The organism is Serratia sp. 14-2641 (genome assembly GCF_001692375.1).
GTDB lineage: Bacteria > Pseudomonadota > Gammaproteobacteria > Enterobacterales > Enterobacteriaceae > Chania > Chania fonticola_C.
In genome coordinates, this window is sequence record NZ_LXKR01000055.1 from 273,144 (window position 1) to 294,800 (window position 21,657).

Sequence of the window (21,657 nt, forward strand, 5' to 3'; positions counted from 1 at the left end):
AAGGCGCCCTTGTTGCTATTTTTTGTCCAGCAAGTGGCCCATTTTAGCGGCCTTGGTGGCCAGATAACGCTCGTTCTTCGGGTTACGGCCAACGATCAATGGCACGCGCTCGGAGATATTAATGCCCGCTTCGCTCAGGATCTTGACCTTCTTCGGGTTATTGGTCAGCAGGCGCACCGCATCCACCCCCAGCAGTTTGAACATATCGGAGCACAGTGTGAAGTCTCGCTCATCGGCGGCAAAGCCTAGCTGATGGTTGGCTTCCACTGTGTCCGCCCCTTTATCCTGCAAGGCATAGGCGCGTATCTTGTTCAACAGACCGATATTACGGCCTTCCTGGCGGTGGTACAGCAGAATGCCACGGCCTTCCTCGGCGATCTGTTCCAACGCGGCTTCCAGTTGAAAACCGCAGTCACAGCGCAGGCTGAACAACGCATCACCGGTCAGACATTCGGAATGAACCCGTGAGAGGACCGGTGTTTCGCCGGTAATATCGCCGAAAACCAGTGCCAGATGATCGTGCCCGGTGGCCAGTTCTTCGAACCCCACCATCAGAAAATCACCCCATGGTGTTGGCAGTTTGGCTTCCGCCACACGTTTAAGCTGCATGTCACTCTCCAAAAACACTACCTGTCAAATCGCTGCGTGCATCCTACGACTGGAACAGGGGACTGACCAGCATTAAAACAGACGGCGACGATCGCTATTTCATTCTTTACCGGCTATTTTGCCATAACTTGTGGCCGAGCGGTGCTCAGCAAAGCAGCATATGGCGTTTTACCGCTCCTATTGTTGCAATAGGTCATTTATCTATCTAATTTCTCTTGTTTTGCTGAGTTAGCAAGATTGTTACACTGCGGGTTAACCACAGTGGAAGGATAATGGGATGTTAAAGATAGCAAAACGCACGGCGGGCGGAGCGATTGTGCTGATGTTGTTGCCGCTGGCGGTCTGGCTTTTTGGCTGGCACTGGCAACCCGGCGGAAATGACAGCCTGTTAAAAGCGCTGTTCTGGGTGACGGAAACCGTCACTGCGCCCTGGGGTATTCTCACCAGCCTGATCCTGTCGGCCTGGTTTCTGTGGTGTCTGCGCTTTCGGCTGAAAGCGGCGGTGGGGCTGTTCATCCTGTTGTCTGCGGCGATCGGAATTGGCCAGGCGGTCAAATCCTCCATCAAAGAGCAGGTACAGGCACCGCGGCCGTTTGTCGTGTGGCTGGAGTCGACCCATCAGATTGATGAAAAATACTTCTACTCGTTGGACAGGAAGCAGCGTAGCGCCCTGGTCAAAGAGCAGTTGCTGGACCAGGCGCTGGTGCCTGAATGGTTGAGCAAACACTGGCAGTTTGAAACCGGCTTCTCGTTCCCTTCAGGCCACACGATGTTTGCCGCTATGTGGGCATTGCTGGGGATCGGGCTGTTGTGGCCACGACGGCATTATAAAACCGTCGCGGTGTTGATGATTTGGGCGTTTGGTGTGATGGCGAGCCGCCTGATGCTCGGCATGCATTGGCCGCGGGATCTGGCGATGGCGATTGTCATTAGCTGGCTGCTGGTTACCCTGGCCAGTTGGCTGACTCAGCGTTGGTTTGGGCCACTCACCATTCCCCCGCAGGAGCAGCAGGAAATCGGCGAGCGGGAACGCGAGCAGTAATTTTCAGGTGCCTGTTCAGGCACCTGCAATCAGCACTTTCACTCCCAGCTTTTCAAATGCCTGCACAGCCGTAGGACTGATCCCTGCATCGGTGATCAAGTAGTTGATATGGCTCCAGTCACAGGGCAGTGCAAACATCGAAACCTTATCGATTTTGCTGGAGTCCGCCACCACATACACCGTAGTGGCCGCGTTAATCATCGCCATCTTGACCTTGATATCGGTTTCACTGGGAAAACTCAGCCCCAGGCGCGGTGAAATGCAGGCTGTAGCCAGAAACAGTTTCTGCGCCAAAACATTTTCGAAGAAGCTGGCGGCCTTGTCCCCGGAGGTCGACAGCGTTGGGAATTTGAACGTACCACCAGTCAGCAGAATGTTTACGCCTGGTTCGCCGCCGAGTTGTAAGGCGATATTGACCCCTGTGGTGATCACCGAAAGCTTTTTGATATGGCTAAGGTGGTTGGCAATCGCAGTGGTAGTGGTACCCGAGTCCAGAATGATGGTATCGCCCGGTTCGATAAAGCTTGCCGCCAACTCCCCAATACGATCCTTTTCCGTCAGATTGATCTGCCGCTCCAACAGCAGCGCATGGGTATTTTGTTTGCCATCAACCAGCGTGGCTCCCCCATGAAAGCGCTGCACATATCCTTGCTGTTGTAACACGCGTAAATCGGTACGGATGGTGGCCTCGGTAAGATTGAAGGTTTCCGTCAACATTTTTACCGTGGCTGAGCCGTCCTCACGGATCATGTCGAGGATCTTCTCCCGCCGGTGTTGCATTTCCGCCAGCTGTTCACTTTTGCTTTTCAATCGAAATACTCCCTCGCGTGCCGTGGGCTGCCCGGTGCCGGATATCACCGCTGATGCGCCGGATTTTAGCCCGCTTGCAGTGATAAAGCCATTGATAACTAGGGATACGTCATTGGTTTTTGTTTGAAAATGATAATGCCAAAAAAGTTAATAAACTAGAGACTCAAACCGGTTTAAGCTCATGTAAATGGACGTAATAGCACCATTTATCTGTTTTTATTGGCTTTTAATTATCGATTCACTTTTGTTTGTAATTTGATCTACTGCACAACAATTATCGAATTTGCGATATATGATTTCGTTCGAAAATCAATGATTCGTTTTTATCGGCTGTTCATGGTGTCAGAGCGATGAAACGAAAAGCCAACATGAGGTGATGATGGACATTCAGACGATTAACCAAACGGCGCGGCAGGCTCGTCGCTACGTTGTGACCATGAACCATAAAGCGGGCAAGGGCCACACCGGTGCCGATCTGTCAGAAATCGACATCATCTGCACGCTGTATATGGCGGTGATGGATCGCTCCCAGGCTCGCCCCGATCAGGACCGTTTTATCCTGTCGAAAGGCCACGGTGCCGGGGGTTTTTATTGCAGCTGTGCCGCCATGGGGCTGCTTGATCCCGCGGTACTCGATCAATACATGGGGGACGACACCCTGCTGGCCGGGCATCCCATCCATCAAAAACTGCCTGAACTGGTGGAGATCAACTCTGGTGGTTTGGGGCATGGCCTGCCGATTGCCGTCGGATTGGCATTGGGCAACAAGCTGGCAGGCCGAGCGCATCGCCGTGCCTTTGTACTGCTTGGGGATGGTGAACTGGCGGAGGGTTCTAACTGGGAAGCTGCCATGTCCGCCAGCAAATTCAAACTGGATAACCTGATTGCCATTGTCGATCGCAACCGGCTGCAACTGGCTGGCAAAACCGAAGATATCATGCCGCTGGAGCCACTGGTCGATAAATGGCAAGCCTTTGGTTTTGAGGTGGTCGAGTGTAACGGACACGATCCGCAAGCGCTGATCGAAGCCATCACTCGTCCTGGACAGGATAAGCCTCGGGTGATCCTGGCCAATACCGAGAAAGGGCATGGCGTGTCATTTATGACCAATGTTCCTGCCTGGCACCATTCCGTCCCTGACGCTCAACAGCTGGCGCAGGCGCTGGCAGAACTGGAGGATTAATCATGCAGGATTTACGTGATGCAGTGATCGCCACGCTGATTGAACAACAACAGGCTGGCGCCGATCTGACTGTGATGGTGGCAGACTCGACGTCAACCTCAAAAATTGGCCCATTCGAACAAGCCTATCCAGAGCGGGTGGTTAACGTCGGTATTGCCGAACAGAACATGGTGGGCATGGCTGCCGGGATTGCGCTCAGCGGTCGTACCGTGTTTACCGCCAACGCCGCACCGTTCCTGTTCGCCCGCTCAAACGAACAGATGAAGAACGACATCTGCTATTCGGCCACCAACGTAAAGATGCTGGGGCTTAACGCCGGTTTTGGTTACGGCCCACTGGGTGCCACTCACCATTGTATGAATGACATCGCTATTGCACGCACCTTGGGCAATCTGGCGGTTTATGCCCCGGCCGACGGGCGGCAGGCGGCGGAGATTGTGCGCCACGTGATCGCCAATCCAGGGCCGGCTTACATCCGCATGGATAGCGACAAACTGCCACTGCTACATGGGGATGACTACCGCTTGCGCCCAGGGCAGCCAGAAGTGTTGCACGAAGGGACGGGCAGCGTGGTGTTCTGCCTGGGAACTCTGGCACATGAGGCGATGAAAGTGCTGGCGATGGGAGACGATCCTACAGTGGTCTCACTACCTTCGTTGTGGCCATTGGATGAATTGGCGGTGGTGGCGTTAATGCGTGAACACCAGTGTGTGATCACCATAGAAGAACATGTTCTCAGCGGTGGGCTGGCCACCATCATCAGCGAACTGCTACTCAAACATCAACTGCGCCAGACATTCGTTCCATTGGGCGTACCGGCCTATGAGTTTACCCACAGCAGCAGCCGTGCCGCATTGCGCCAGCAATATGCGATCGACGCCGCAGGTTTGCATCAGCAGTTGAAAAAATAACAGGAGAGTGCGATGAGCCAAAACGAATACGACGTCAACTTACGCTACGGTGTCGATACGCAGATGTCCTTGGCTGGCAAAGTGGCGGTGGTGACCGGTGGGCTTGGCGGTATTGCCATGGCGGCCAACCAGATGCTGCTGGAGAAAGGCGCCAGGTTGGTTTTGCTGTATCCGGCTTTTGAGCAGGAAAGAGTAGCGGTGATAAAGCAGCAACTGGGGGAGGAGAAGGTCGCATATCAGGTCTGTGATGTCGCCGATCCTCAGTCGGTGGCCACGGCCTTTAGCGCGGCACAGCAATGCTGGGGGCGGTTGGACATTCTGGTGAACTGTGCCGGATACGTTAATTTGCAGCCTGCCACCGAGATTGCTTTCAGCGAATGGCAACAGCATCTTGCCGTCAACCTCACCGGGCCATTCTTATGTTCACAGGCCTTCGCTCAGCGTCTGATCGTGGCCAGGCACGGCGGCAAGATCATCAATATCGCCTCTCAGGCCGCTTCTATCGCCATTGATAACCACTGTGCCTATACCTCGGCCAAGGCGGGGCTGCTGGGCATGACCAAGGTGATGGCTAAAGAGTGGGCCGCACATGGGATCACGGTCAACACCTTATCGCCAACCGTGGTGCTGACGCCGATGGGTGAGAAAGCCTGGCGGGGGGAGAAGGGCGAGGAAATGAAAAAACTGATCCCGCTGGGGCGCTTTGCTTATACCGATGAAATTGCAGCGGCAATCCTGTTCTTCGCCAGTAACGGCAGCGACATGATCACCGGTGCGGACCTGATGATCGACGGCGGTTTTACCATCTGGTAACCGGCACCGATCCGTACGCCAACACCAGACGATGTTCAACACAACGATAAGAGAACAACATCATGAAAAAGATAGCAGCTTACCTGACACTCCTTGCTGGCTGTACCCTGATGCCCGTTCAGGCCGCGGAAAAAGGCACCATTGCCATTTTGGTTAACTCACTGGATAACCCTTATTACTCTGCCGAAGCCAAAGGGGCCGAAAACAAGGCCAAAGCGCTGGGCTACAGCACGCTGGTGCTCTCCCATGGCGAAGATGTAAAACGCCAGGGGGAACTGATCAGCCTGGTTATAGGCCGCAAAGTGCAGGGCATTGTACTGGACAATGCCGATTCTCAGGCCAGCGTTGCGGCGGTGCAGCAGGCCAAGAACGCGGGTATACCGGTGGTGCTGATCAACCGCGAAATCCCTGTGGATGGGGTAGCGTTGGCGCAAATTACCCATAACAACTTCCAGGCAGGTTCCGACGTGGCCAACCAGTTCGTTGAGAAAATGGGGGAAACCGGCAAATACGCCGAGCTGACCTGCAACCTGGCCGACAACAACTGCGTGACGCGCTCACAATCCTTCCACAACGTCATCGATCAGTATCCTGAAATGGTCAGCGTAGCGCGGCAGGATGCCAAAGGTAACCTGCTGGAGGGCAAACGCATCATGGACAGCATTTTGCAGGCGCAGCCGGATATCAAAGGTGTGATCTGTGGTAACGGGCCAGTGGCGTTGGGGGCGGTGGCCGCGCTGAAAGCGGCAGGACGTACGGATGTGACCGTGGTGGGTATCGATGGCAGCAACGATGAGCGTGATGCGATCCTCAATGGCAGCCTGTATGCCAGCGTGATGCTGCAAGCCCAGGCGATTGCCAGCCAGGGCGTCGAGATCCTCGATGGCTATTTCAAGTCCGGTAGTTACACCGGCAAGGAACGTATCATGTTCCGCGGCATTCTGATCGACCAGAAAAATGCCAGCAACGTCAACGAGTTCAACTATAAGCAGTAACCAACAGGGTCATGGCAATTTTTACACCCCGTTACGGCAGGGTGTAAATGGAGGTTTTTATGTCCAAGCGTATTGCGCTGGCAATGGCTGCTGTCATGGTTCTGAGCGGTTGCCGCATTGTTTCACAAAAGGAGTTGGCGGCGCTGCAAAGCCCGGTAAATCCGCATCTGGCGCAGGCCGGGGCGATTTACCATGAGCAGATGGTGCCGCAGGTGATGAAAAGTGCCGTGCCGCTGGCAAACCTGATCGCCCAGATTGAACAGGCCAAGGATTTTGACACCGCCTGTCAGCAATTGGGTTATCGCGCTCAACCGGAGTTCCCTTGCCATTTCAGCACCCAGGTCAGTGGGGAAATTGTGGCCATCAATACGCAATCTCGCAGTGGCCGCCTGACGCTCAAACTCGCCACTGGCCCGATCGAAAGCGTGGAGGTGCAGATTGGCCCCGTGTACCGCGGCACGGTATTGCGCGACAGCTATCGTGGCCTAGGCTATGGCGATTTTAACGATCAGACCCTGTTTGGGGATTTTGCCAAAGCCATTAATCAGGCGTCGATGGCCGAACTGGCCGGTTTTACCCCAAAGGTGGGCGATAAGATCACCGTCTATGGCGTGTTCACCAGTTGGCAACTGCCTGCGCCCCCTTTGCTGATCACGCCGGTACGCATCCAACCCTGAGGAGCGGTTATGAGTAACCCTGTCATTATCCAGACCCATAACGTTTCGCGGTGCTATCCCGGCGTCACGGCGCTCGACAGCGTCAACTACCAGGTGTTTCGCAATAAAGTCAACGTGCTGATTGGTGAAAATGGTGCTGGTAAATCCACCATGATGAAACTGCTGGCGGGAGTGGAGCGGCCTTCTTCCGGCAGTATTGAGCTGGAGGGGCAGGAGATCGACCTGCACTCCACGCACCAGGCGGAAAAGCACGGTATCAGCATCATCTTTCAGGAATTGAACCTGTTCCCCAACATGTCCGTAATGGACAACATCTTTATGGGCAACGAGTTTTTCCAGCGTGGCCGGATCAACGTGAACTATCAGTACCAGTTGGCCAAAACCCTGCTGGAGCGGCTGGAATTGAATGTCGATCCTCATACCTTGTTGGGCAGTTTGGCGATTGGCCATCAACAACTGGTCGAAATCGCCCGCGCTCTGGCGAAGGATACGCAAGTACTGATCATGGACGAGCCAACCTCGGCACTTAGTCAGGTGGAAGTTCGTACCTTGTTCAAGGTGATTGCCGATCTGAAAAAACGCGGGGTAACGCTGATCTACATTTCTCATCGGTTGGAAGAACTGATGGAGATTGGCGATCGGGTTACGGTATTCCGCGATGGCCGCTTTGTGGCGGCGGAGGAAATCGCCAACGTCAGCATTCCCTGGATCATTGAAAAAATGGTCGGCGAGAAGAAAAAACACTTTGATTATGTCCCGGCAGAAAAGGGCGAAGAAGTGCTGTGGGTGAGCGGTCTGACGCTGCCGCATGAGAATGGCGGTTACCGCTTGAACGACGTGAGTTTCTCGGTGCGTCGGGGGGAGGTGATTGGCATTTATGGTTTGCTGGGGGCTGGGCGAACCGAACTGTTCAAAGTGATCAACGGTGTGATGCGCCAAACCTCCGGCCAGATCCTGCTTAACGGCAAGAATGTGGAGCGCACCAGCTTTGGCGATCGGATGCGCGGCGGCATGGCACTGGTGCCGGAAGACCGGCAAGCGGAAGGTCTGGTGCAGATGATGTCGATCCAGGCCAACATGACACTGTCCAGCCTGGGACGCAATGCCATCAAGCCGATCGGCGATCAACGTGAAACCGCTATCGTCAACGGGATGATCGAAAAGCTGGCAATCAAGGTCAGCGACGCGGGATTGCCCGTCACCTCACTGAGTGGCGGTAATCAACAGAAGGTGGTGCTGGGCAAGGCGCTGTTGACCGATCCGCAGGTGGTATTCCTTGACGAACCGACACGCGGGATCGATGTAGGAGCGAAAACCGACGTTTATCACCTGATTGGGGCCATGGCGCGTCAGGGGCTGGCGGTGATGTTTTCGTCCTCTGAACTGGATGAGGTGATGTCGCTGGCCGATCGGGTGATGGTCATGGCCGATGGCAAGCTCACGGCCGATCTTCCCCGTGAACAGGCCGACCGAGAACTACTGATCCGTGCTTCAACCCCTCATGCTTAAGGATAACAAGATGCAAACCAAATACCGGTTGTACATGTATTTGCTGCAGGCGCGCACCTTTATCGCCTTGCTGCTGGTGGTGCTGTTTTTCAGCAGCATGGTGCCCAATTTCCTGACGGTGTCCAACCTGCTGATCATGACTCAGCACGTGGCCATTACCGGGTTACTGGCCGTGGGGATGACGCTGGTGATCCTGACCGGTGGCATTGACCTTTCGGTGGGGGCGGTGGCCGGTGTTTGCGGCATGATCGCTGGCGCATTGCTGACCGTGGGCATCCCGATTGGTGGCGGCAACCTGTTATTTCTCAATGTGTACGAAGTATTCATCGTGGTTGCCATTGCTGGGATCGCTATCGGCCTGGTTAACGGCACCCTGATCACCAAACTGGGAGTGGCGCCATTTATCTGCACTCTGGGGGCAATGTATGTGGCCCGTGGTGCGGCGTTGTTGACGGCAGACGGCAAAACCTACCCCAATCTGGTGGGGGTGGAATCGCTGGGGAATACCGGATTTGCCACGTTGGGCTCCGGCACCTTCCTGGGCATTTACAATCCGATCTGGCTGATGGTGGTAGTGGTGTTATTGGGGATTTATATCACCAAGAAAACGCCACTGGGCCGCTACATCTACGCCATTGGCGGCAATGAGTCGGCGGCCCGGCTTTCCGGCGTACCGATCGTCAAAGTGAAGATGTTTGTTTATGCCTTTTCCGGTATGTGTGCCGCTCTGGTTGGGCTGGTTATCGCCTCGCAGTTGCAAACGGCGCACCCGATGACCGGCAACATGTTTGAAATGGACGCCATCGGGGCAACGGTGCTAGGCGGTACCGCGCTCAGCGGTGGTCGCGGGCGGGTGTTTGGTTCGATCATTGGTGCGTTTGTTATCGTGTTCCTGGCGGACGGCCTGGTGATGCTGGGCGTCAGCGAATTCTGGCAGATGGTGATCAAAGGGCTGGTGATCGTGACCGCCGTGGTAATTGATCAGTTCCAGCAGCGGTTGCAGAGCAAAGTGACCCTGATGCAGCGCCATGAAAAGAAAGCGGCACAGCCGCTGGCCGAGGTGAGCCATGGATAAGCGCGATTGTGTGGTGGCATTGGATGAGGGAACCAGCAATGCCAAAGCAATAGTAGTGAATTCAGCGGGTAAGGTGATTGCCACCAGCAGCCGACCTCTGACGTTACTAACGCCACACGCGGGCTGGGTGGAACAGCGCGGAGAAGCCCTGCTGGAAGCCTCGCTGACGGTGCTACGCGAGGCGATTGCCCAGGTCGGTGAGAACCGCGTTGCTGCCATCGCCATCAGCAACCAACGTGAAACGGCAATGGGCTGGTATCGTCATGATGGCCAGCCGATCGGCCCGGCCATCACCTGGCAGTGTTCACGCAGTGCCGCATTTTGCGATCAATTACGCCGCGATAAACAAGACGACTTTATCCGTCAGGTTACCGGGTTACCCGTAGCCCCGCTGTTTTCCGCCTCTAAAATGCGTTGGCTGCTGGACAATACGCCACAAGGGCAACTGCGGGCAGAAAAGGGCGAGGTGTGTCTGGGCACGGTAGATGCCTGGCTACTGTGGCATCTGACCGGCGGCCAGCAGTTTTGTTGCGATCGTTCCAATGCGGCCCGCACGCAATTACTTAATCTGTCTACCGGGCATTGGGACCAGGGCATGCTTAAGTTATTCGGCATTCCCGAACTGGCGCTGCCGCAGGTATGCCCTTCAAGCCATAATTTTGGCGTCACACACGGGGTGGCAGGGATCGCCGACGGTATTCCCATCTGCGCCATGATTGGCGACTCCCATGCCGCGCTGTATGGGCATGGCTTAGGACTGGCGGGCAGGGTCAAGGCGACCTACGGCACCGGATCTTCGGTGATGGCCCCGGTAGACGATCTCTGTCACGGCATCACCCAACTGGCTACGACTATCGCCTGGCACGATGGAAACCGCTCGCAATATGCCCTTGAGGGCAACATTCCCCATACCGGGGACGCCGTTGCCTGGATGTTGGGCATTACGCACACGGAGCTCACCGAGCAGCGTTTACTCAGTGAGCTGCCAGCCAGCGTTGCAAGTACCGAAGGGGTCTACTTTGTTCCTGCCCTGACCGGCACAGGCGCTCCCTGGTGGGATGACCGTGCTCGTGGAGTGATCTGCGGCCTAAGTCGGGGGACTCAGCGTGCTCATGTGATCCGTGCCTCGTTGGAAGCGGTGGCCTATCAGATCGCCGATGTGATCGGGGCACTCCGTCAGCATCCGGGGTTCCAACTGCAATGCCTGATGGCCGATGGTGGACCAAGCCGTAACGATTGGCTGATGCAATTCCAGGCCGACTTGCTGGGTTGCCCGGTCGCGCGCAGCAATACGCCGGAGCTTTCGGCCATCGGGGCCGCACTGTTGGCCATGCGGCAACGCTTTGCGTTGTCAGACAGGCAGTTGCTGGCGTTGCTGCCCGAACATGACGAATTCCAACCTGATATGCAGCGGCACCTGTTGCTGAAAGAAAGTTATCTGGGCTGGCAGCTGGCGGTGCAACGCACGCTATGGCAACCAGAATCGATATTTTGCGTAACCGAGGGAGCAGCATGAAACAGCAATTTAACGGTAAATCGGTAGTAGTGACCGGCGCTTGCCGGGGCATCGGTGCTGGCATAGCAGAACGCTTTGCTGCGCGTGGGGCCAACCTGGTGGTGGCATCGAACAGCGATCGCATTTTTGAAACGGCCGAACAGCTACGTCAGCGGTATCCGGTGCAGATTGTTGCGGTAAAACTGGACGTCACCGATGAGGCACAGGTTAGCGATATGTATCGGCAAGCCTGGGAGACCTTTGGCCGTATTGACGTATCAATCCAGAATGCCGGGGTGATCACCATCGATCGCTTTGATGAAATGCCCAAAAGCGACTTTGAAAAGGTTTTGGCGGTCAATACTACCGCCGTGTGGCTATGCTGCCGCGAAGCCGCTAAATATATGGTGAAGCAGGGCAGTGGAAGGTTGATCAACACCTCTTCCGGTCAGGGACGTAACGGATTCATTTATACGCCGCATTACGCCGCCAGCAAAATGGGGGTGATTGGCATCACGCAGAGCCTAGTGCTGGAACTGGCCTGCCATAACATCACCGTCAATGCGTTCTGCCCGGGGATTATTGAAAGCGAGATGTGGGAATATAATGATCGCGTGTGGGGCGAAATTCTCAGTACCCCGGAAAAACGTTACGGCAAAGGGGAGTTGATGGCGGAGTGGGTAGAAGGCATTCCCCTCAAACGAGCAGGGCAACCTGAAGATGTGGCCGGGTTGGTGGCGTTTCTGGCCTCTGACGATGCCTGCTATATTACCGGGCAGACCATCAACGTGGATGGTGGTTTGATTATGTCCTAGCGTGACGTTGTCACACTTTAGCGGCTCTAACTCGGGGCCGCATCAACGCTGGTTTTTACCCTGCATTGCAATCTGTTCTTTCGCCCCCATATCTTATCAAACCCGTGTTTTTGAGAAGCTTTCTCATTAATTTGCTCAGGCGCTGCATTTCTTGCTGAATATCCCAGCAGATCTACGGTTTTATCGTCTGCCAGGGTTTCCCTGCTACGACGGGAAATGCTAACTTAAGTCATAGGGACGCCACTTAGCGGCAATTACCCGTGGGCTGCAAACCCTGTATTGGGTTCCGGTTTGTGGCCTTGAGGGTAGAGTTCATCCGATTCACTCGGCATTGCGGGAAAGAATGTGAAATATTTACTGATTTTTTTATTGGTTCTGGTGATATTCGTGGCTTCAGTCACGCTGGGCGCGCATAACGACCAGGTGGTGACGTTTAACTATTTGGTTGCTCAGGGCGAATATCCGGTATCAACCCTGTTGGCCACCCTGTTTGGTGCTGGCTTTGTGCTGGGTTGGATTATTTGTGGGTTATTTTATCTGCGCACACGTATCGCTCTTGGGCGTGCAGAGCGGAAAATCAAAAGGCTGGAACTGCAACTCGAAGCACCTGTCGAGCCGGCACCGTTGCCCGCAGTCAGCAAGGAATAATCTGTTATGTTAGAGCTGCTGTTTCTGTTGCTGCCTGTAGCTGCCGCGTACGGTTGGTACATGGGGCGCAGAAGTGCTCAGCAGGATAAACAACAGGAAGCCAACCGCCTGTCGCGTGAATACGTGGCTGGGGTTAACTTCCTGCTTTCCAACCAGCAGGATAAAGCAGTCGATCTGTTTCTCGACATGTTGAAAGAGGACAGCAATACCGTTGAAGCCCATCTGACGTTGGGCAATCTGTTCCGCTCTCGTGGTGAAGTCGATCGCGCCATCCGCATCCATCAGGCCTTGATGGAAAGCGCTTCTTTAACCTTCGAACAGCGTCTGCTGGCGATACAGCAACTGGGGCGTGACTATATGGCCGCCGGGTTGTATGACCGCGCCGAGGATATGTTCAGCCAGTTAATCAATGAAGAAGACTTCCGTGTTTCCGCGCTGCAGCAATTACTGGTGATCCACCAGGCCACCAGCGACTGGCAGAAAGCCATCGAAGTAGCAGAAAAGCTGGTCAAGCTGGGTAAGGAAAAGCAGCGCGTCGAGATCGCACATTTTTATTGTGAGCTGGCCCTGCAGGCGATGGGCAGCGATGACCTGGATAAGGCGATGGGCCTGCTCAAGCGCGCGGCCTCGGCGGATAAACAGTGCGCTCGCGTGTCGATCATGGTTGGGCGTATCTTCATGGCGCAAGAGGAGTATGCCAAGGCGGTAGAAACGCTGACGCGCGTATTGGATCAAGACAAGGAGTTGGTCAGCGAAGCATTGCCGATGCTGCAGGAATGCTACCAGCACTTGCCTCAACAAGAGCAAGACTGGGCAGACTTCCTCAAACGTTGTGTGGCGGAGAATACCGGTGCCACGGCGGAGTTGATGCTGGCGGAAGTGATCGAGCAGAAGGAAGGGAGCGATGTGGTGCAGGTGTACATCAATCGCCAGTTGCAGCGCCATCCGACCATGCGCGTGTTTTATCGCCTGATGGATTATCATCTGGCTGATGCAGAAGACGGGCGCGCCAAAGAAAGTCTGCTGTTGCTGCGGGATATGGTGGGCGAGCAGATCCGCACCAAACCGCGCTACCGCTGCCACAAATGCGGCTTTACCGCCCATTCACTTTACTGGCATTGCCCTTCGTGCCGGGCCTGGTCTTCGGTTAAACCTATACGCGGGCTAGATGGGCAATAATTGCGCCTCATCCCAACTCGGTCGGTTCCCTCTCCCTGTGGGAGAGGGGTAGCACTGAGTTAATGCTCATCGCCTACAAATTCATTTAGCCTTATTTTTTCTTGCTGCCTTTCGCGCCGCCTTTCAGCAGTTGGCGCAGCTTCTTCAGCTCTTTCTGGCTAAGAGGTTGTTCAACCTCCTCTTCGGTACCCTGGTTATCGATATCGTCATGATGCAACGGAGCCGCTTTCTTGCTGGCTTTGGCCGGGACTTCGAAGCTATGTTCCAGCCGTTGGCAAACCTCTGCACTCAATGAAAGCTGGTTCTCCAAGGCAACCGCCTTGATTTGCTCTTTCAGTGCCAGAGGGATCTTGATGGTCAGTGTCGATATCTCGCTCATTTTGCTGCCTTTTACGCGGGAGGTTACCATCAAGCTAAGTCAGCCGTGCAGATCTGTCTAGTGTGTAATAAAAATTTAATAATTTTGTAACACAAGTGAGCTACACAAATGCGCCACGCTTTCCTCATTTATCTGGTCGAGATACTATGAGCCATGACTGAACCCGATCTCAATTTACTTATCGCCCTTGATGCGTTGCTTGCTGAAGTCAGCGTGGCTGGTGCTGCGCGTCGTCTTGGTTTAAGCGCTTCGGCCATGAGCCGCACGCTCACCCGGCTACGCACCGTTACCGAAGATCCCTTGCTGGTGCGTGCAGGGAGGCACATGGTGTTGACGCCTTACGCTGAAGATCTGCGGGAACGTACGCAAAATGCCTTATTTGCGGCGCGCTCGGTGCTACGCCCTTCGGCCACAGAATTGAACCTAGCCACGCTGGAACGAACCTTTATCATTCGTGCCAATGGGGGGTTTGTGGAGGCATTTGGAGCTTCACTGATTGCGGCAGCGGCGAAGGCAGCGCCTTTGGTGCGCCTGCGTTTTTCGCCCAAGCCAGAGAAAACCTCAAAGCATCTGCGTGAAGGTCTGGTTGATCTTGAGATTGGTGTTTTGGGGAGCATGGGACCAGAAATACGCCTGCAGGCGCTGTTCAGAGATCGCTTCGTTGGTGTGGTGAGAGCGGGGCATCCGTTGACGCGGGAACCAGAGGTGACGGCCAGCCAGTATGCCGCTTTGGGCCATGTTGTCGCTTCCCGACGGGAACGTACCTATGGCCCGGTAGACGAAGCATTGGCTGAACTAGGTTTGCGGCGCAACATTGCCGCGGTGGTACCGAGTTTTCCAGCTGCCTTGGCCGTAGCTCAGGAGTCTGATTTGGTGGCGTTGGTGCCTGCCTCATTCCTGATCAATCAACCGGTGACCACTATTGATGGAGGCGTAGCGACACTCTGGGCTTTTGAACTGCCGGTAACCACCAGCCCGATTACGATATCGCAGCTGTGGCACCCACGTGCCGAGGCGGATCCGGTTCATCGTTGGCTGCGGCAATTGGTACTGAATGTCTGCCGCAAGTTGGTACCAGAATAAAAACAGGTGGGATGTGGTTTCGTAGGGGATGGGCGCCGAATGCAGCGCCCGTTCAAATAATCTAGAGGGTGGCTCGAGCTTATTTATAGATGACCGCGTTGCCATGCAGCATGTTGTTACCACCGGCGGCGACAATACGGTAGCTGCTAGCGCCTTGGGCTTCGGCTTTGGCCGCCAGCTTGGTTTCCAGGCTGCTCAGCGTGGTAACACCGCTGGCAGAAACTACGCCAACTTCGGTCAGTTTCTGTGCCTGTTGCTGGCTGACCGGCTCAGCGGCAACGCTGGCAAATGATGTTAGGGCCAGAACGGTAGCTGCTGCAAAATATTTGATGCCTTTCATGAGTATCTCCAATTTAGTTTTGAGGGTGAAAGTGTTTCCGCTTTCGATGTATTGAATAATAGAGCATTTATAAACGGATGAAATCGGATAGGCTTGAGCATGTTAATCAAATTATTTGATTGACAATTTACGCTTCTTTACCGCGTTTTACTCACCCTGAGTTAAGGGCGCAGGGGGTTATTGACAGTCGATGACCAACGCTGCGTTAACATTACGTAACGGCAACGGGTTGCGTGACTGGGATTTCCGCTGTCTGGCATGTAGAATGCGGTGGTCAGTTTTGCTGGCGGCTTACTCATCATGTCCATTTCACACAAGGTAGAAGCTATGAAGTCTGAAAATAATTCAAATAACAATGACTTAAAATCATCGCCCATCATCGTGGCATTGGATTACGCTGACCGTTCCGCCGCATTGGCCTTTGCCGACCGCATCGATCCGCAAGATTGTCGGCTAAAAGTGGGTAAAGAGATGTTCACCCTGTTCGGGCCTGAGATCGTTCGCGATCTGCATCAGCGCGGATTTGAGGTTTTCCTCGATTTGAAATTCCACGATATTCCTAACACCACGGCACATGCCGTAGCCGCTGCGGCGGAGTTGGGCGTATGGATGGTGAACGTACATGCCAGCGGTGGTGCTCGCATGATGAACGCGGCCAAAGAGGCGCTGCTGCCTTATGGCGCGGATGCACCGCTATTGATTGCCGTAACCGTTCTCACCAGCATGGAGGCGGAAGATCTGCGCGCTATTGGTATCGAACTCAGCCCGGCAGAGCAGGCGGAAAGATTGGCTCGCCTGACGCGCGACTGTGGCCTGGACGGCGTGGTCTGTTCTGCACAGGAAGCTTCACGCCTGAAAGCAGCCTGTGGCAATCAGTTCCAACTGGTTACCCCTGGTATTCGCCCTGAAGGCAGTGCCGCAGGCGATCAGCGCCGCGTAATGACGCCGGTACAGGCTCTGGCCGCTGGAGTTGATTATATGGTGATTGGCCGTCCGATTACGCAATCCGCCGATCCAGCGGCAGCGCTCAGCGCTATTCGAGCCTCATTGGCGTAAGGAACCCAGCATGAATGATGATAATAGCCGCCTGGTGTACTCCACCGACAGCGGGCGTATCAAGCAGGAAGAAGCCAAGCCAGAGCGCGCCAAAGGCGATGGCATCGTGCGTATTCAACGCCAGACCAGCGGCAGAAAAGGCAAGGGGGTTTGCCTGATCACCGGTGTCGATCTGGATGATGCGGCACTGGATAAACTGGCTGCTGAACTGAAAAAGAAATGCGGCTGTGGCGGCTCGGTGAAGGATGGCGTGATCGAGATCCAGGGCGACAAACGCGACCTGCTTAAGCAACTGCTGGAAGCCAAGGGGATGAAGGTGAAACTGGCTGGTGGTTAATAATATGGATAAACGCTGCCGTAGTGAAGTTACTGCGGCAGCGCTCGTCAAAAACAACGTGTTAATAGACCTGAAAGTATTTTCGATTAGACGTCAAAGCACCAAGCTTTTGCTAGCCTATTGGCAGAGGTATCAGCAAGCCGCGGCTTATTTACTCACCTGGTGACCGATGATGCCACCAACAGCGGCACCGCCGACGGTCCCCAACGCGCTGCCGTTAGTCAGCACCGCACCGCCTACCGCACCTGCACCAGCACCAATCGCCGTGTTGCGGTCACGTTTAGACATATTCGAACAGGCACTCAGCGACAGAGCCAGGGTAATCACCACTGCGGCAGTGGCAAAACGTTGATTAATGATCATAATAAATTCTCCTTAAAATCGGCTATATGGAACGACTTAACTGGCATAGCACAGCTTTAGTATAGGCAGTAATCAGCAAACTGGCCTGAGACTGTCTTCCAGACGACCTTGAAATAAAAAATGGCATTTATTGCACAAAACAGGGCAATTAAAAAATCAGGGCGGTTTTTTCGCCTTGTTTCAGTATAAATCTCTGACGAGGGATAAATAGGGAAATAGTCTTAATTTAGCCCGGGTCGGCAGGCGATTATTCCGAATCAGCCGCCACACATCTTTGTGTATCCAGCAGAACTCTACATGGTCTTTAGCGATCTATCCCATACCGCCCAGTGGCATGCCTGCTGACAATAGTCGCAGACCAAGCCACAAGGACAAGATCATGCTCAACGAACTGAAACAACAGGTGCTGGAAGCCAACCTTCAACTTCCGCGCCATCATCTGGTGACCTTTACCTGGGGCAATGTCAGCGCCGTAGACCGCCAGCAGGGGCTGATGGTGATCAAACCTTCCGGTGTTGAGTATGATGCCATGACCCGTGAGGATATGGTGGTGGTGGAACTGGAGAGCGGCAAGGTGGTGGAGGGGAGTAAAAAGCCTTCTTCCGATACGGATACCCACCGGGTGCTGTACCTGAACTTTGCTGCAGCGGGTGGGATTGTTCACACCCACTCGCGCCACGCCACCATTTGGGCACAGGCCGGATTAGCCATCCCCGCCTGGGGAACGACACATGCAGATTACTTCTATGGTGATATTCCCTGTACTAGGCTAATGCGGGACGAAGAGATCAACGGCCGTTATGAATGGGAAACCGGGCAGGTGATCGTCGAAACCTTCAAAGAGCGCGGGTTGGATGCTGCCCAGATACCTGCGGTGCTGGTGCATTCCCACGGCCCATTTGCCTGGGGAAAAGATGCTGACAGCGCGGTGCATAACGCCGTCGTGTTGGAGGAGTTGGCCTATATGGGGATCTTTTCGCGCCAGTTAGCGCCTGGGTTGGGCAATATGCAGCAGACTCTGCTGGACAAGCACTATCTGCGCAAGCATGGTGCGCATGCCTACTACGGGCAGTAACCTCACCACGGGGCCGAAGGGCCCCGCAGTAGTTATTCGTTAACCAGATCCAACTTGATACCTTGCCGTTTGAGCAATTGCTGGTAGTCATTGGCGATGCGTGAATCGGTGATCACCCGCCCAATCTGGCTCATTGGCTCCAATGGATTAGGTTGGATCTGGCCAAATTTTGACGAGTCGGTCAGCACAATGTTCTCTACGCCTTTGGCTAATACCGCATTGACCACGTCGGCACGCATCATATCCCGGCCGGTGAAGCCAGTTTCCGCGTGATAGCCATCCACCCCGATAAACGCCTTGCTGAAGTGCACCTGCTGGATACACATGCGGGTTAACGGGCCAACCACGGTTTCACTCTTTTTCTGATACATGCCGCCGAGTACGATCACATCGCAGTCGGTCTCTTTAAGCAGATGGGCGATGTAATGGCTGACGGTGATCAGCGTGACGCGCTTGCGCTCGGCCAGATAGCGGGCCAGTAAGGCGTTGGCACTACCGCTCTCGATAAAGATGGTTTCGCCATCGTTGACCAGCGATGCAGCATATTGTGCCAGCTTCTGCTTAAGCGTGAAGTTGGACATCATGCGGGCATCAACGTCGTCGCTTTCCAGCGCAACGGCAGAACCGTGAACGCGTTTCAGATAGCTGCGTTTTTCTAACAGATTAAGATCCTGGCGGATCGTCACCTCAGAAACGCCAGAGGCGCGCGCCAGCTCGCCAACGCTGATGCGCCTGCGGTCATTCACCAACTGCAAAATGGTTTGTTGTCTTGAATTCATAGCGGCCTGATAGGCGGCCACCAAAGGGTGACCGCAACGATTCACTGGTTAAAGAGTATGTTCGGTACGCGCGATAATGTCATCCTGCGCATCTGGGGATAATGCGGTAAAGAAGGCAGAATATCCAGCTACGCGTACCACTAAATCGCGATATTGGTCAGGATGTTGCTTGGCGGCCAACAGCGTTTCCCGTGACACAATATTATACTGCACGTGCCAGCCATGGTAAGCCTCGAAGAAAGTGCGCAGCATCAGCATCAGCTTTTCGCGGTCACGCGGGTTCTCCAGCGTGGACGGGTTCAGCTTCTGGTTCAGCAACACGCCACCCAGAATCGACTCGGTGGGCAGTTTGCTCAGCGAGTTGAACACCGCCGTTGGGCCAAGATGGTCGGTGCCGGAGGCCGGGCTAGCCCCTTCCGCCAATGGCGTATGCGCTTTACGGCCGTCTGGAGTAGCCATGGTGGCAGCACCAAACGGAACGTTGGCCGAAATGGAGGAGGTGCCCGCATAGTAGGTACCACCGATCGGGCCACGGCCAAAGCGGGTGTTGTGATACTGCTTCAGTTCGTCGATATAGGTCTGATAGGCACGTACCAGCAGCTGATCGACATCATCCACATCGTTGCCGTATTTTGGTGCCGCGTTGATCAAGCGTTGGCGCAGTTGTTCGCCGTCCAGGCCAGCAAAATCGTTAGCAAGAGCCTGAGCCAGCTGTTGCTGACCAATAATCCCCTGATCGAACACCAGCTTGCGTACCGCTTCCAGGCTGTTACCCAGGTTGGCGATCCCGACCTGCAGGCCGGACACCCAGTCATATTTCGCGCCGCCTTGTTTGACACTCTTTCCGCGCTCGATGCAATCATCTACCAAGGCCGAGCACACGATGTCGTGGGCATTTTCTTCCAGTACGGTATCGACTACGCACTCAATCTCTATCGATTTGCGGGTGTAATAGCGGATCTGCGTATCCCAGGCCTCCAGCACCTGGTCAAACTGGCTAAAGTTGCCCTGAGACAGCCCCAGCTCCTGCGGTAGGAAAATCTTGCCGGAGGTGGCGTCACGCCCTTGCTCCAGTGCTGCCAACATCACGCGGGCAAAGTTGATAAAGCTCATCCCGGTACAGCGATAGCCCCACTTGCCGCCAACGGCGGTTTCGATACAACCGATAGCGGCATAATCGTAGGCATCCTGTGGTTCGACGCCCAGCTTGATAAACTCGGGGATCACGATCTCATCGTTGTTAAACGCCGGCATGCCGAAGCCGCAGCGGATCACCTGCACGCAGGCGTCGAGGAAATCATTACTGATCCCGGCGTGATAGCGCACGCTGAGGTTAGGCTGCGTTGAACGCAGACGGCCACAGGATTCCAGAATGGTGTAAGAGAGTGGGTTGACCGCGTCACAAGGCTGGCCATTGACCAACTTCTGGCCGCCGATGGTGACGTTCTGGTACAGCGGGCTACCGGCGGAAGCTTTGGAGTGCGAGCCGGAGCGGATCTTGTTCACTTCCAGCAATTTCAGCCAGCAGCTGTGCAGCATCTCGATGGCTTTTTCGCGCGGCAGGCTTTGCTCCAACTCCACGTCACGGCGATACCAAGGATACAGATATTGGTCGAGGCGGCCAAAGGATACGGAGTGACCGTTGGATTCGATCTGCAGGAACAGCTGAATGAAGTAACACAGTTGCAGCGCCTGCCAGAAGGTCTGTGGCGGTTGATGGGCGATCAGTTCGCAGTTGGCCGCCATGGTTAACAGCTCTTCACGCCGCCAGATGCGTTGCTCTTCCTGGGCCATTTCACGGGCCAACTGGGCAAAGCGCAGGATATGCTCGCTGAGGGCGTCTAGCGAGATGTCGATGGCCTTGAGGAACTGTTCCTTATGCAGGTCGTCCCAGTCCGTCAGGTGCAGGCGCTCACGGCGCTCAGATACTTTCTCACGCAGGCCATCCAGACCTTTTTCCAGCAACAGCGGGAAGTTGACCGCCAGGTGCGCATCGCCAGACGTCATGTTACCTTCGGCCTTGATGATCCCAGTAGCCAACAGGGCTTTCTGCTCATCGGTGAACATACCATAGCAGCGATCCTGCACGGTCTGACCACGCCACCATGGACACAGGGTGTGCAATATCTTTTTATCCTGTTCGCTGACGGAGAAACCAGCGCCGGGGCGATCGGCCAACTCGTCAATTTCGCTTTCGATCCAACTGACGGTGTATTCCGGGAAGATCGGCGCGGCACGAAGCTGGCTAGCCTGGTTACCGATAATCAGCTCATCATTCTTGATCCAGATGCTCCGTTTGGCCAAGTGGTTAGCCAACGCCATGGCACGCCTTACCGGCAGCGGCTTATCCTGATGCTGCTGGTATGTTTCGGTGTAGTGCTGGGCGCGTTCGGTGCAGACCGGTGGCTTGACGATATGGATCAGCGCGTTTTTATGCGCTAGCGTGCGTTCGGTCAGGGTAGTCAGATCCAGCGTTGTCATGGT

At 54.9% G+C, this 21,657-nt stretch carries 23 protein-coding genes; 16 read left to right on the top strand and 7 right to left on the bottom strand.

What is annotated here, in order from left to right; translation table 11 throughout:
- Positions 1-15 precede the first annotated feature (15 nt).
- A complete protein-coding gene (gene ribA / locus A6U95_RS19935) occupies positions 16-609 on the bottom strand; it encodes a GTP cyclohydrolase II (RefSeq protein ID WP_065685705.1) in 594 nt (197 codons plus the stop codon).
- 277 nt (positions 610-886) lie between these two features.
- Between ribA and pgpB the strand changes: the two genes are divergently transcribed.
- Positions 887-1,651, top strand: a complete 765-nt coding sequence (gene pgpB, locus A6U95_RS19940) for a phosphatidylglycerophosphatase B (RefSeq protein WP_065685706.1) — start codon at positions 887-889, stop codon at positions 1,649-1,651.
- Between the two features lie 15 nt (positions 1,652-1,666).
- Here the strand turns inward: pgpB and A6U95_RS19945 are convergent, their stop codons facing one another.
- Positions 1,667-2,461, bottom strand: a complete 795-nt coding sequence (locus A6U95_RS19945) for a DeoR/GlpR family DNA-binding transcription regulator (protein ID WP_059200948.1) — start codon at positions 2,459-2,461, stop codon at positions 1,667-1,669.
- A gap of 379 nt (positions 2,462-2,840) precedes the next feature.
- Here A6U95_RS19945 and A6U95_RS19950 point away from each other — a divergent pair, with 379 nt between their 5' ends.
- From A6U95_RS19950 to lapB, 11 genes are all read left to right on the top strand, one after another.
- Positions 2,841-3,644, top strand: a complete 804-nt coding sequence (locus A6U95_RS19950) for a transketolase (protein WP_065685707.1) — start codon at positions 2,841-2,843, stop codon at positions 3,642-3,644.
- Positions 3,645-3,646: 2 nt separating this feature from the next.
- Positions 3,647-4,555: a transketolase C-terminal domain-containing protein gene (locus A6U95_RS19955; RefSeq protein WP_024529267.1), complete on the top strand. Its 909-nt coding sequence runs from the start codon at positions 3,647-3,649 to the stop codon at positions 4,553-4,555.
- Positions 4,556-4,567: 12 nt separating this feature from the next.
- Positions 4,568-5,368 (top strand): GolD/DthD family dehydrogenase, encoded by an 801-nt coding sequence (locus A6U95_RS19960; RefSeq protein ID WP_065685708.1) that lies wholly within the window; start codon positions 4,568-4,570, stop codon positions 5,366-5,368.
- 62 nt (positions 5,369-5,430) lie between these two features.
- The gene (locus A6U95_RS19965) at positions 5,431-6,363 is read left to right on the top strand and encodes a D-ribose ABC transporter substrate-binding protein (protein ID WP_024529269.1); all 933 of its coding nucleotides are present in this window, start codon (positions 5,431-5,433) and stop codon (positions 6,361-6,363) included.
- A gap of 59 nt (positions 6,364-6,422) precedes the next feature.
- Positions 6,423-7,040 (top strand): DUF2291 domain-containing protein, encoded by a 618-nt coding sequence (locus tag A6U95_RS19970; protein ID WP_065685709.1) that lies wholly within the window; start codon positions 6,423-6,425, stop codon positions 7,038-7,040.
- Positions 7,041-7,049: 9 nt separating this feature from the next.
- Positions 7,050-8,549 (top strand): sugar ABC transporter ATP-binding protein, encoded by a 1,500-nt coding sequence (locus A6U95_RS19975; RefSeq protein WP_065685710.1) that lies wholly within the window; start codon positions 7,050-7,052, stop codon positions 8,547-8,549.
- Between the two features lie 10 nt (positions 8,550-8,559).
- Positions 8,560-9,624, top strand: a complete 1,065-nt coding sequence (locus tag A6U95_RS19980; protein WP_024529272.1) for an ABC transporter permease — start codon at positions 8,560-8,562, stop codon at positions 9,622-9,624.
- On the top strand, positions 9,617-11,140 hold the full coding sequence (locus A6U95_RS19985) for an FGGY-family carbohydrate kinase (RefSeq protein WP_065685711.1): 1,524 nt from the start codon (positions 9,617-9,619) through the stop codon (positions 11,138-11,140). Before A6U95_RS19980 ends, A6U95_RS19985 begins: the two co-directional genes overlap by 8 nt.
- A complete protein-coding gene (locus A6U95_RS19990; RefSeq protein ID WP_065685712.1) occupies positions 11,137-11,934 on the top strand; it encodes an SDR family oxidoreductase in 798 nt (265 codons plus the stop codon). Before A6U95_RS19985 ends, A6U95_RS19990 begins: the two co-directional genes overlap by 4 nt.
- A 345-nt stretch (positions 11,935-12,279) precedes the next feature.
- Positions 12,280-12,582: a LapA family protein gene (locus A6U95_RS19995; protein ID WP_024486501.1), complete on the top strand. Its 303-nt coding sequence runs from the start codon at positions 12,280-12,282 to the stop codon at positions 12,580-12,582.
- A 6-nt stretch (positions 12,583-12,588) separates the two neighbouring features.
- A complete protein-coding gene (lapB, locus tag A6U95_RS20000) occupies positions 12,589-13,761 on the top strand; it encodes a lipopolysaccharide assembly protein LapB (protein ID WP_065685713.1) in 1,173 nt (390 codons plus the stop codon).
- Positions 13,762-13,852: 91 nt separating this feature from the next.
- Here the strand turns inward: lapB and A6U95_RS20005 are convergent, their stop codons facing one another.
- The gene (locus A6U95_RS20005; protein ID WP_065685714.1) at positions 13,853-14,140 is read right to left on the bottom strand and encodes an Arc family DNA-binding protein; all 288 of its coding nucleotides are present in this window, start codon (positions 14,138-14,140) and stop codon (positions 13,853-13,855) included.
- A 153-nt stretch (positions 14,141-14,293) separates the two neighbouring features.
- Between A6U95_RS20005 and A6U95_RS20010 the strand changes: the two genes are divergently transcribed.
- Entirely contained in the window at positions 14,294-15,223 is a 930-nt protein-coding gene (locus tag A6U95_RS20010) for a LysR family transcriptional regulator (protein ID WP_065685715.1), read from the top strand.
- A 79-nt stretch (positions 15,224-15,302) separates the two neighbouring features.
- Here A6U95_RS20010 and A6U95_RS20015 read toward each other — a convergent pair whose 3' ends face one another.
- Positions 15,303-15,563 carry a YdgH/BhsA/McbA-like domain containing protein gene (locus A6U95_RS20015; RefSeq protein WP_065685716.1) on the bottom strand — a complete coding sequence of 87 codons (261 nt, stop codon included), beginning with the start codon at positions 15,561-15,563 and terminating at the stop codon, positions 15,303-15,305.
- Positions 15,564-15,890: 327 nt separating this feature from the next.
- Between A6U95_RS20015 and pyrF the strand changes: the two genes are divergently transcribed.
- Both pyrF and yciH read left to right on the top strand, forming a co-directional pair.
- Positions 15,891-16,619 carry an orotidine-5'-phosphate decarboxylase gene (gene pyrF, locus A6U95_RS20020; RefSeq protein ID WP_024487003.1) on the top strand — a complete coding sequence of 243 codons (729 nt, stop codon included), beginning with the start codon at positions 15,891-15,893 and terminating at the stop codon, positions 16,617-16,619.
- Positions 16,620-16,629: 10 nt separating this feature from the next.
- The gene (yciH, locus tag A6U95_RS20025) at positions 16,630-16,956 is read left to right on the top strand and encodes a stress response translation initiation inhibitor YciH (RefSeq protein ID WP_024529279.1); all 327 of its coding nucleotides are present in this window, start codon (positions 16,630-16,632) and stop codon (positions 16,954-16,956) included.
- 147 nt (positions 16,957-17,103) lie between these two features.
- Here yciH and osmB read toward each other — a convergent pair whose 3' ends face one another.
- The gene (gene osmB, locus A6U95_RS20030) at positions 17,104-17,322 is read right to left on the bottom strand and encodes an osmotically-inducible lipoprotein OsmB (RefSeq protein ID WP_024529280.1); all 219 of its coding nucleotides are present in this window, start codon (positions 17,320-17,322) and stop codon (positions 17,104-17,106) included.
- A 376-nt stretch (positions 17,323-17,698) separates the two neighbouring features.
- Between osmB and araD the strand changes: the two genes are divergently transcribed.
- Entirely contained in the window at positions 17,699-18,394 is a 696-nt protein-coding gene (gene araD / locus A6U95_RS20035; RefSeq protein WP_046808285.1) for an L-ribulose-5-phosphate 4-epimerase, read from the top strand.
- A 32-nt stretch (positions 18,395-18,426) separates the two neighbouring features.
- Here the strand turns inward: araD and A6U95_RS20040 are convergent, their stop codons facing one another.
- Both A6U95_RS20040 and A6U95_RS20045 read right to left on the bottom strand, forming a co-directional pair.
- A complete protein-coding gene (locus A6U95_RS20040) occupies positions 18,427-19,173 on the bottom strand; it encodes a DNA-binding transcriptional regulator YciT (RefSeq protein WP_024486514.1) in 747 nt (248 codons plus the stop codon).
- A gap of 48 nt (positions 19,174-19,221) precedes the next feature.
- Positions 19,222-21,654: a formate C-acetyltransferase/glycerol dehydratase family glycyl radical enzyme gene (locus tag A6U95_RS20045; RefSeq protein ID WP_065685717.1), complete on the bottom strand. Its 2,433-nt coding sequence runs from the start codon at positions 21,652-21,654 to the stop codon at positions 19,222-19,224.
- Positions 21,655-21,657 lie beyond the last annotated feature (3 nt).

Coding starts and splice junctions, on each gene's coding strand:
- araD (WP_046808285.1), top strand. CDS start 17,699: ATGCTCAACGAACTGAAACAACAGGTGCTGGAAGCCAACCTTCAACTT.
- A6U95_RS19985 (WP_065685711.1), top strand. CDS start 9,617: ATGGATAAGCGCGATTGTGTGGTGGCATTGGATGAGGGAACCAGCAAT.
- A6U95_RS19990 (WP_065685712.1), top strand. CDS start 11,137: ATGAAACAGCAATTTAACGGTAAATCGGTAGTAGTGACCGGCGCTTGC.
- A6U95_RS20010 (WP_065685715.1), top strand. CDS start 14,294: ATGACTGAACCCGATCTCAATTTACTTATCGCCCTTGATGCGTTGCTT.
- A6U95_RS20040 (WP_024486514.1), bottom strand. CDS start 19,173: ATGAATTCAAGACAACAAACCATTTTGCAGTTGGTGAATGACCGCAGG.
- lapB (WP_065685713.1), top strand. CDS start 12,589: ATGTTAGAGCTGCTGTTTCTGTTGCTGCCTGTAGCTGCCGCGTACGGT.
- A6U95_RS19950 (WP_065685707.1), top strand. CDS start 2,841: ATGGACATTCAGACGATTAACCAAACGGCGCGGCAGGCTCGTCGCTAC.
- A6U95_RS20045 (WP_065685717.1), bottom strand. CDS start 21,654: ATGACAACGCTGGATCTGACTACCCTGACCGAACGCACGCTAGCGCAT.
- A6U95_RS19980 (WP_024529272.1), top strand. CDS start 8,560: ATGCAAACCAAATACCGGTTGTACATGTATTTGCTGCAGGCGCGCACC.
- A6U95_RS19960 (WP_065685708.1), top strand. CDS start 4,568: ATGAGCCAAAACGAATACGACGTCAACTTACGCTACGGTGTCGATACG.
- ribA (WP_065685705.1), bottom strand. CDS start 609: ATGCAGCTTAAACGTGTGGCGGAAGCCAAACTGCCAACACCATGGGGT.
- A6U95_RS19970 (WP_065685709.1), top strand. CDS start 6,423: ATGTCCAAGCGTATTGCGCTGGCAATGGCTGCTGTCATGGTTCTGAGC.
- A6U95_RS19955 (WP_024529267.1), top strand. CDS start 3,647: ATGCAGGATTTACGTGATGCAGTGATCGCCACGCTGATTGAACAACAA.
- pgpB (WP_065685706.1), top strand. CDS start 887: ATGTTAAAGATAGCAAAACGCACGGCGGGCGGAGCGATTGTGCTGATG.
- A6U95_RS20005 (WP_065685714.1), bottom strand. CDS start 14,140: ATGAGCGAGATATCGACACTGACCATCAAGATCCCTCTGGCACTGAAA.
- A6U95_RS19975 (WP_065685710.1), top strand. CDS start 7,050: ATGAGTAACCCTGTCATTATCCAGACCCATAACGTTTCGCGGTGCTAT.
- yciH (WP_024529279.1), top strand. CDS start 16,630: ATGAATGATGATAATAGCCGCCTGGTGTACTCCACCGACAGCGGGCGT.
- pyrF (WP_024487003.1), top strand. CDS start 15,891: ATGAAGTCTGAAAATAATTCAAATAACAATGACTTAAAATCATCGCCC.
- A6U95_RS20015 (WP_065685716.1), bottom strand. CDS start 15,563: ATGAAAGGCATCAAATATTTTGCAGCAGCTACCGTTCTGGCCCTAACA.
- A6U95_RS19965 (WP_024529269.1), top strand. CDS start 5,431: ATGAAAAAGATAGCAGCTTACCTGACACTCCTTGCTGGCTGTACCCTG.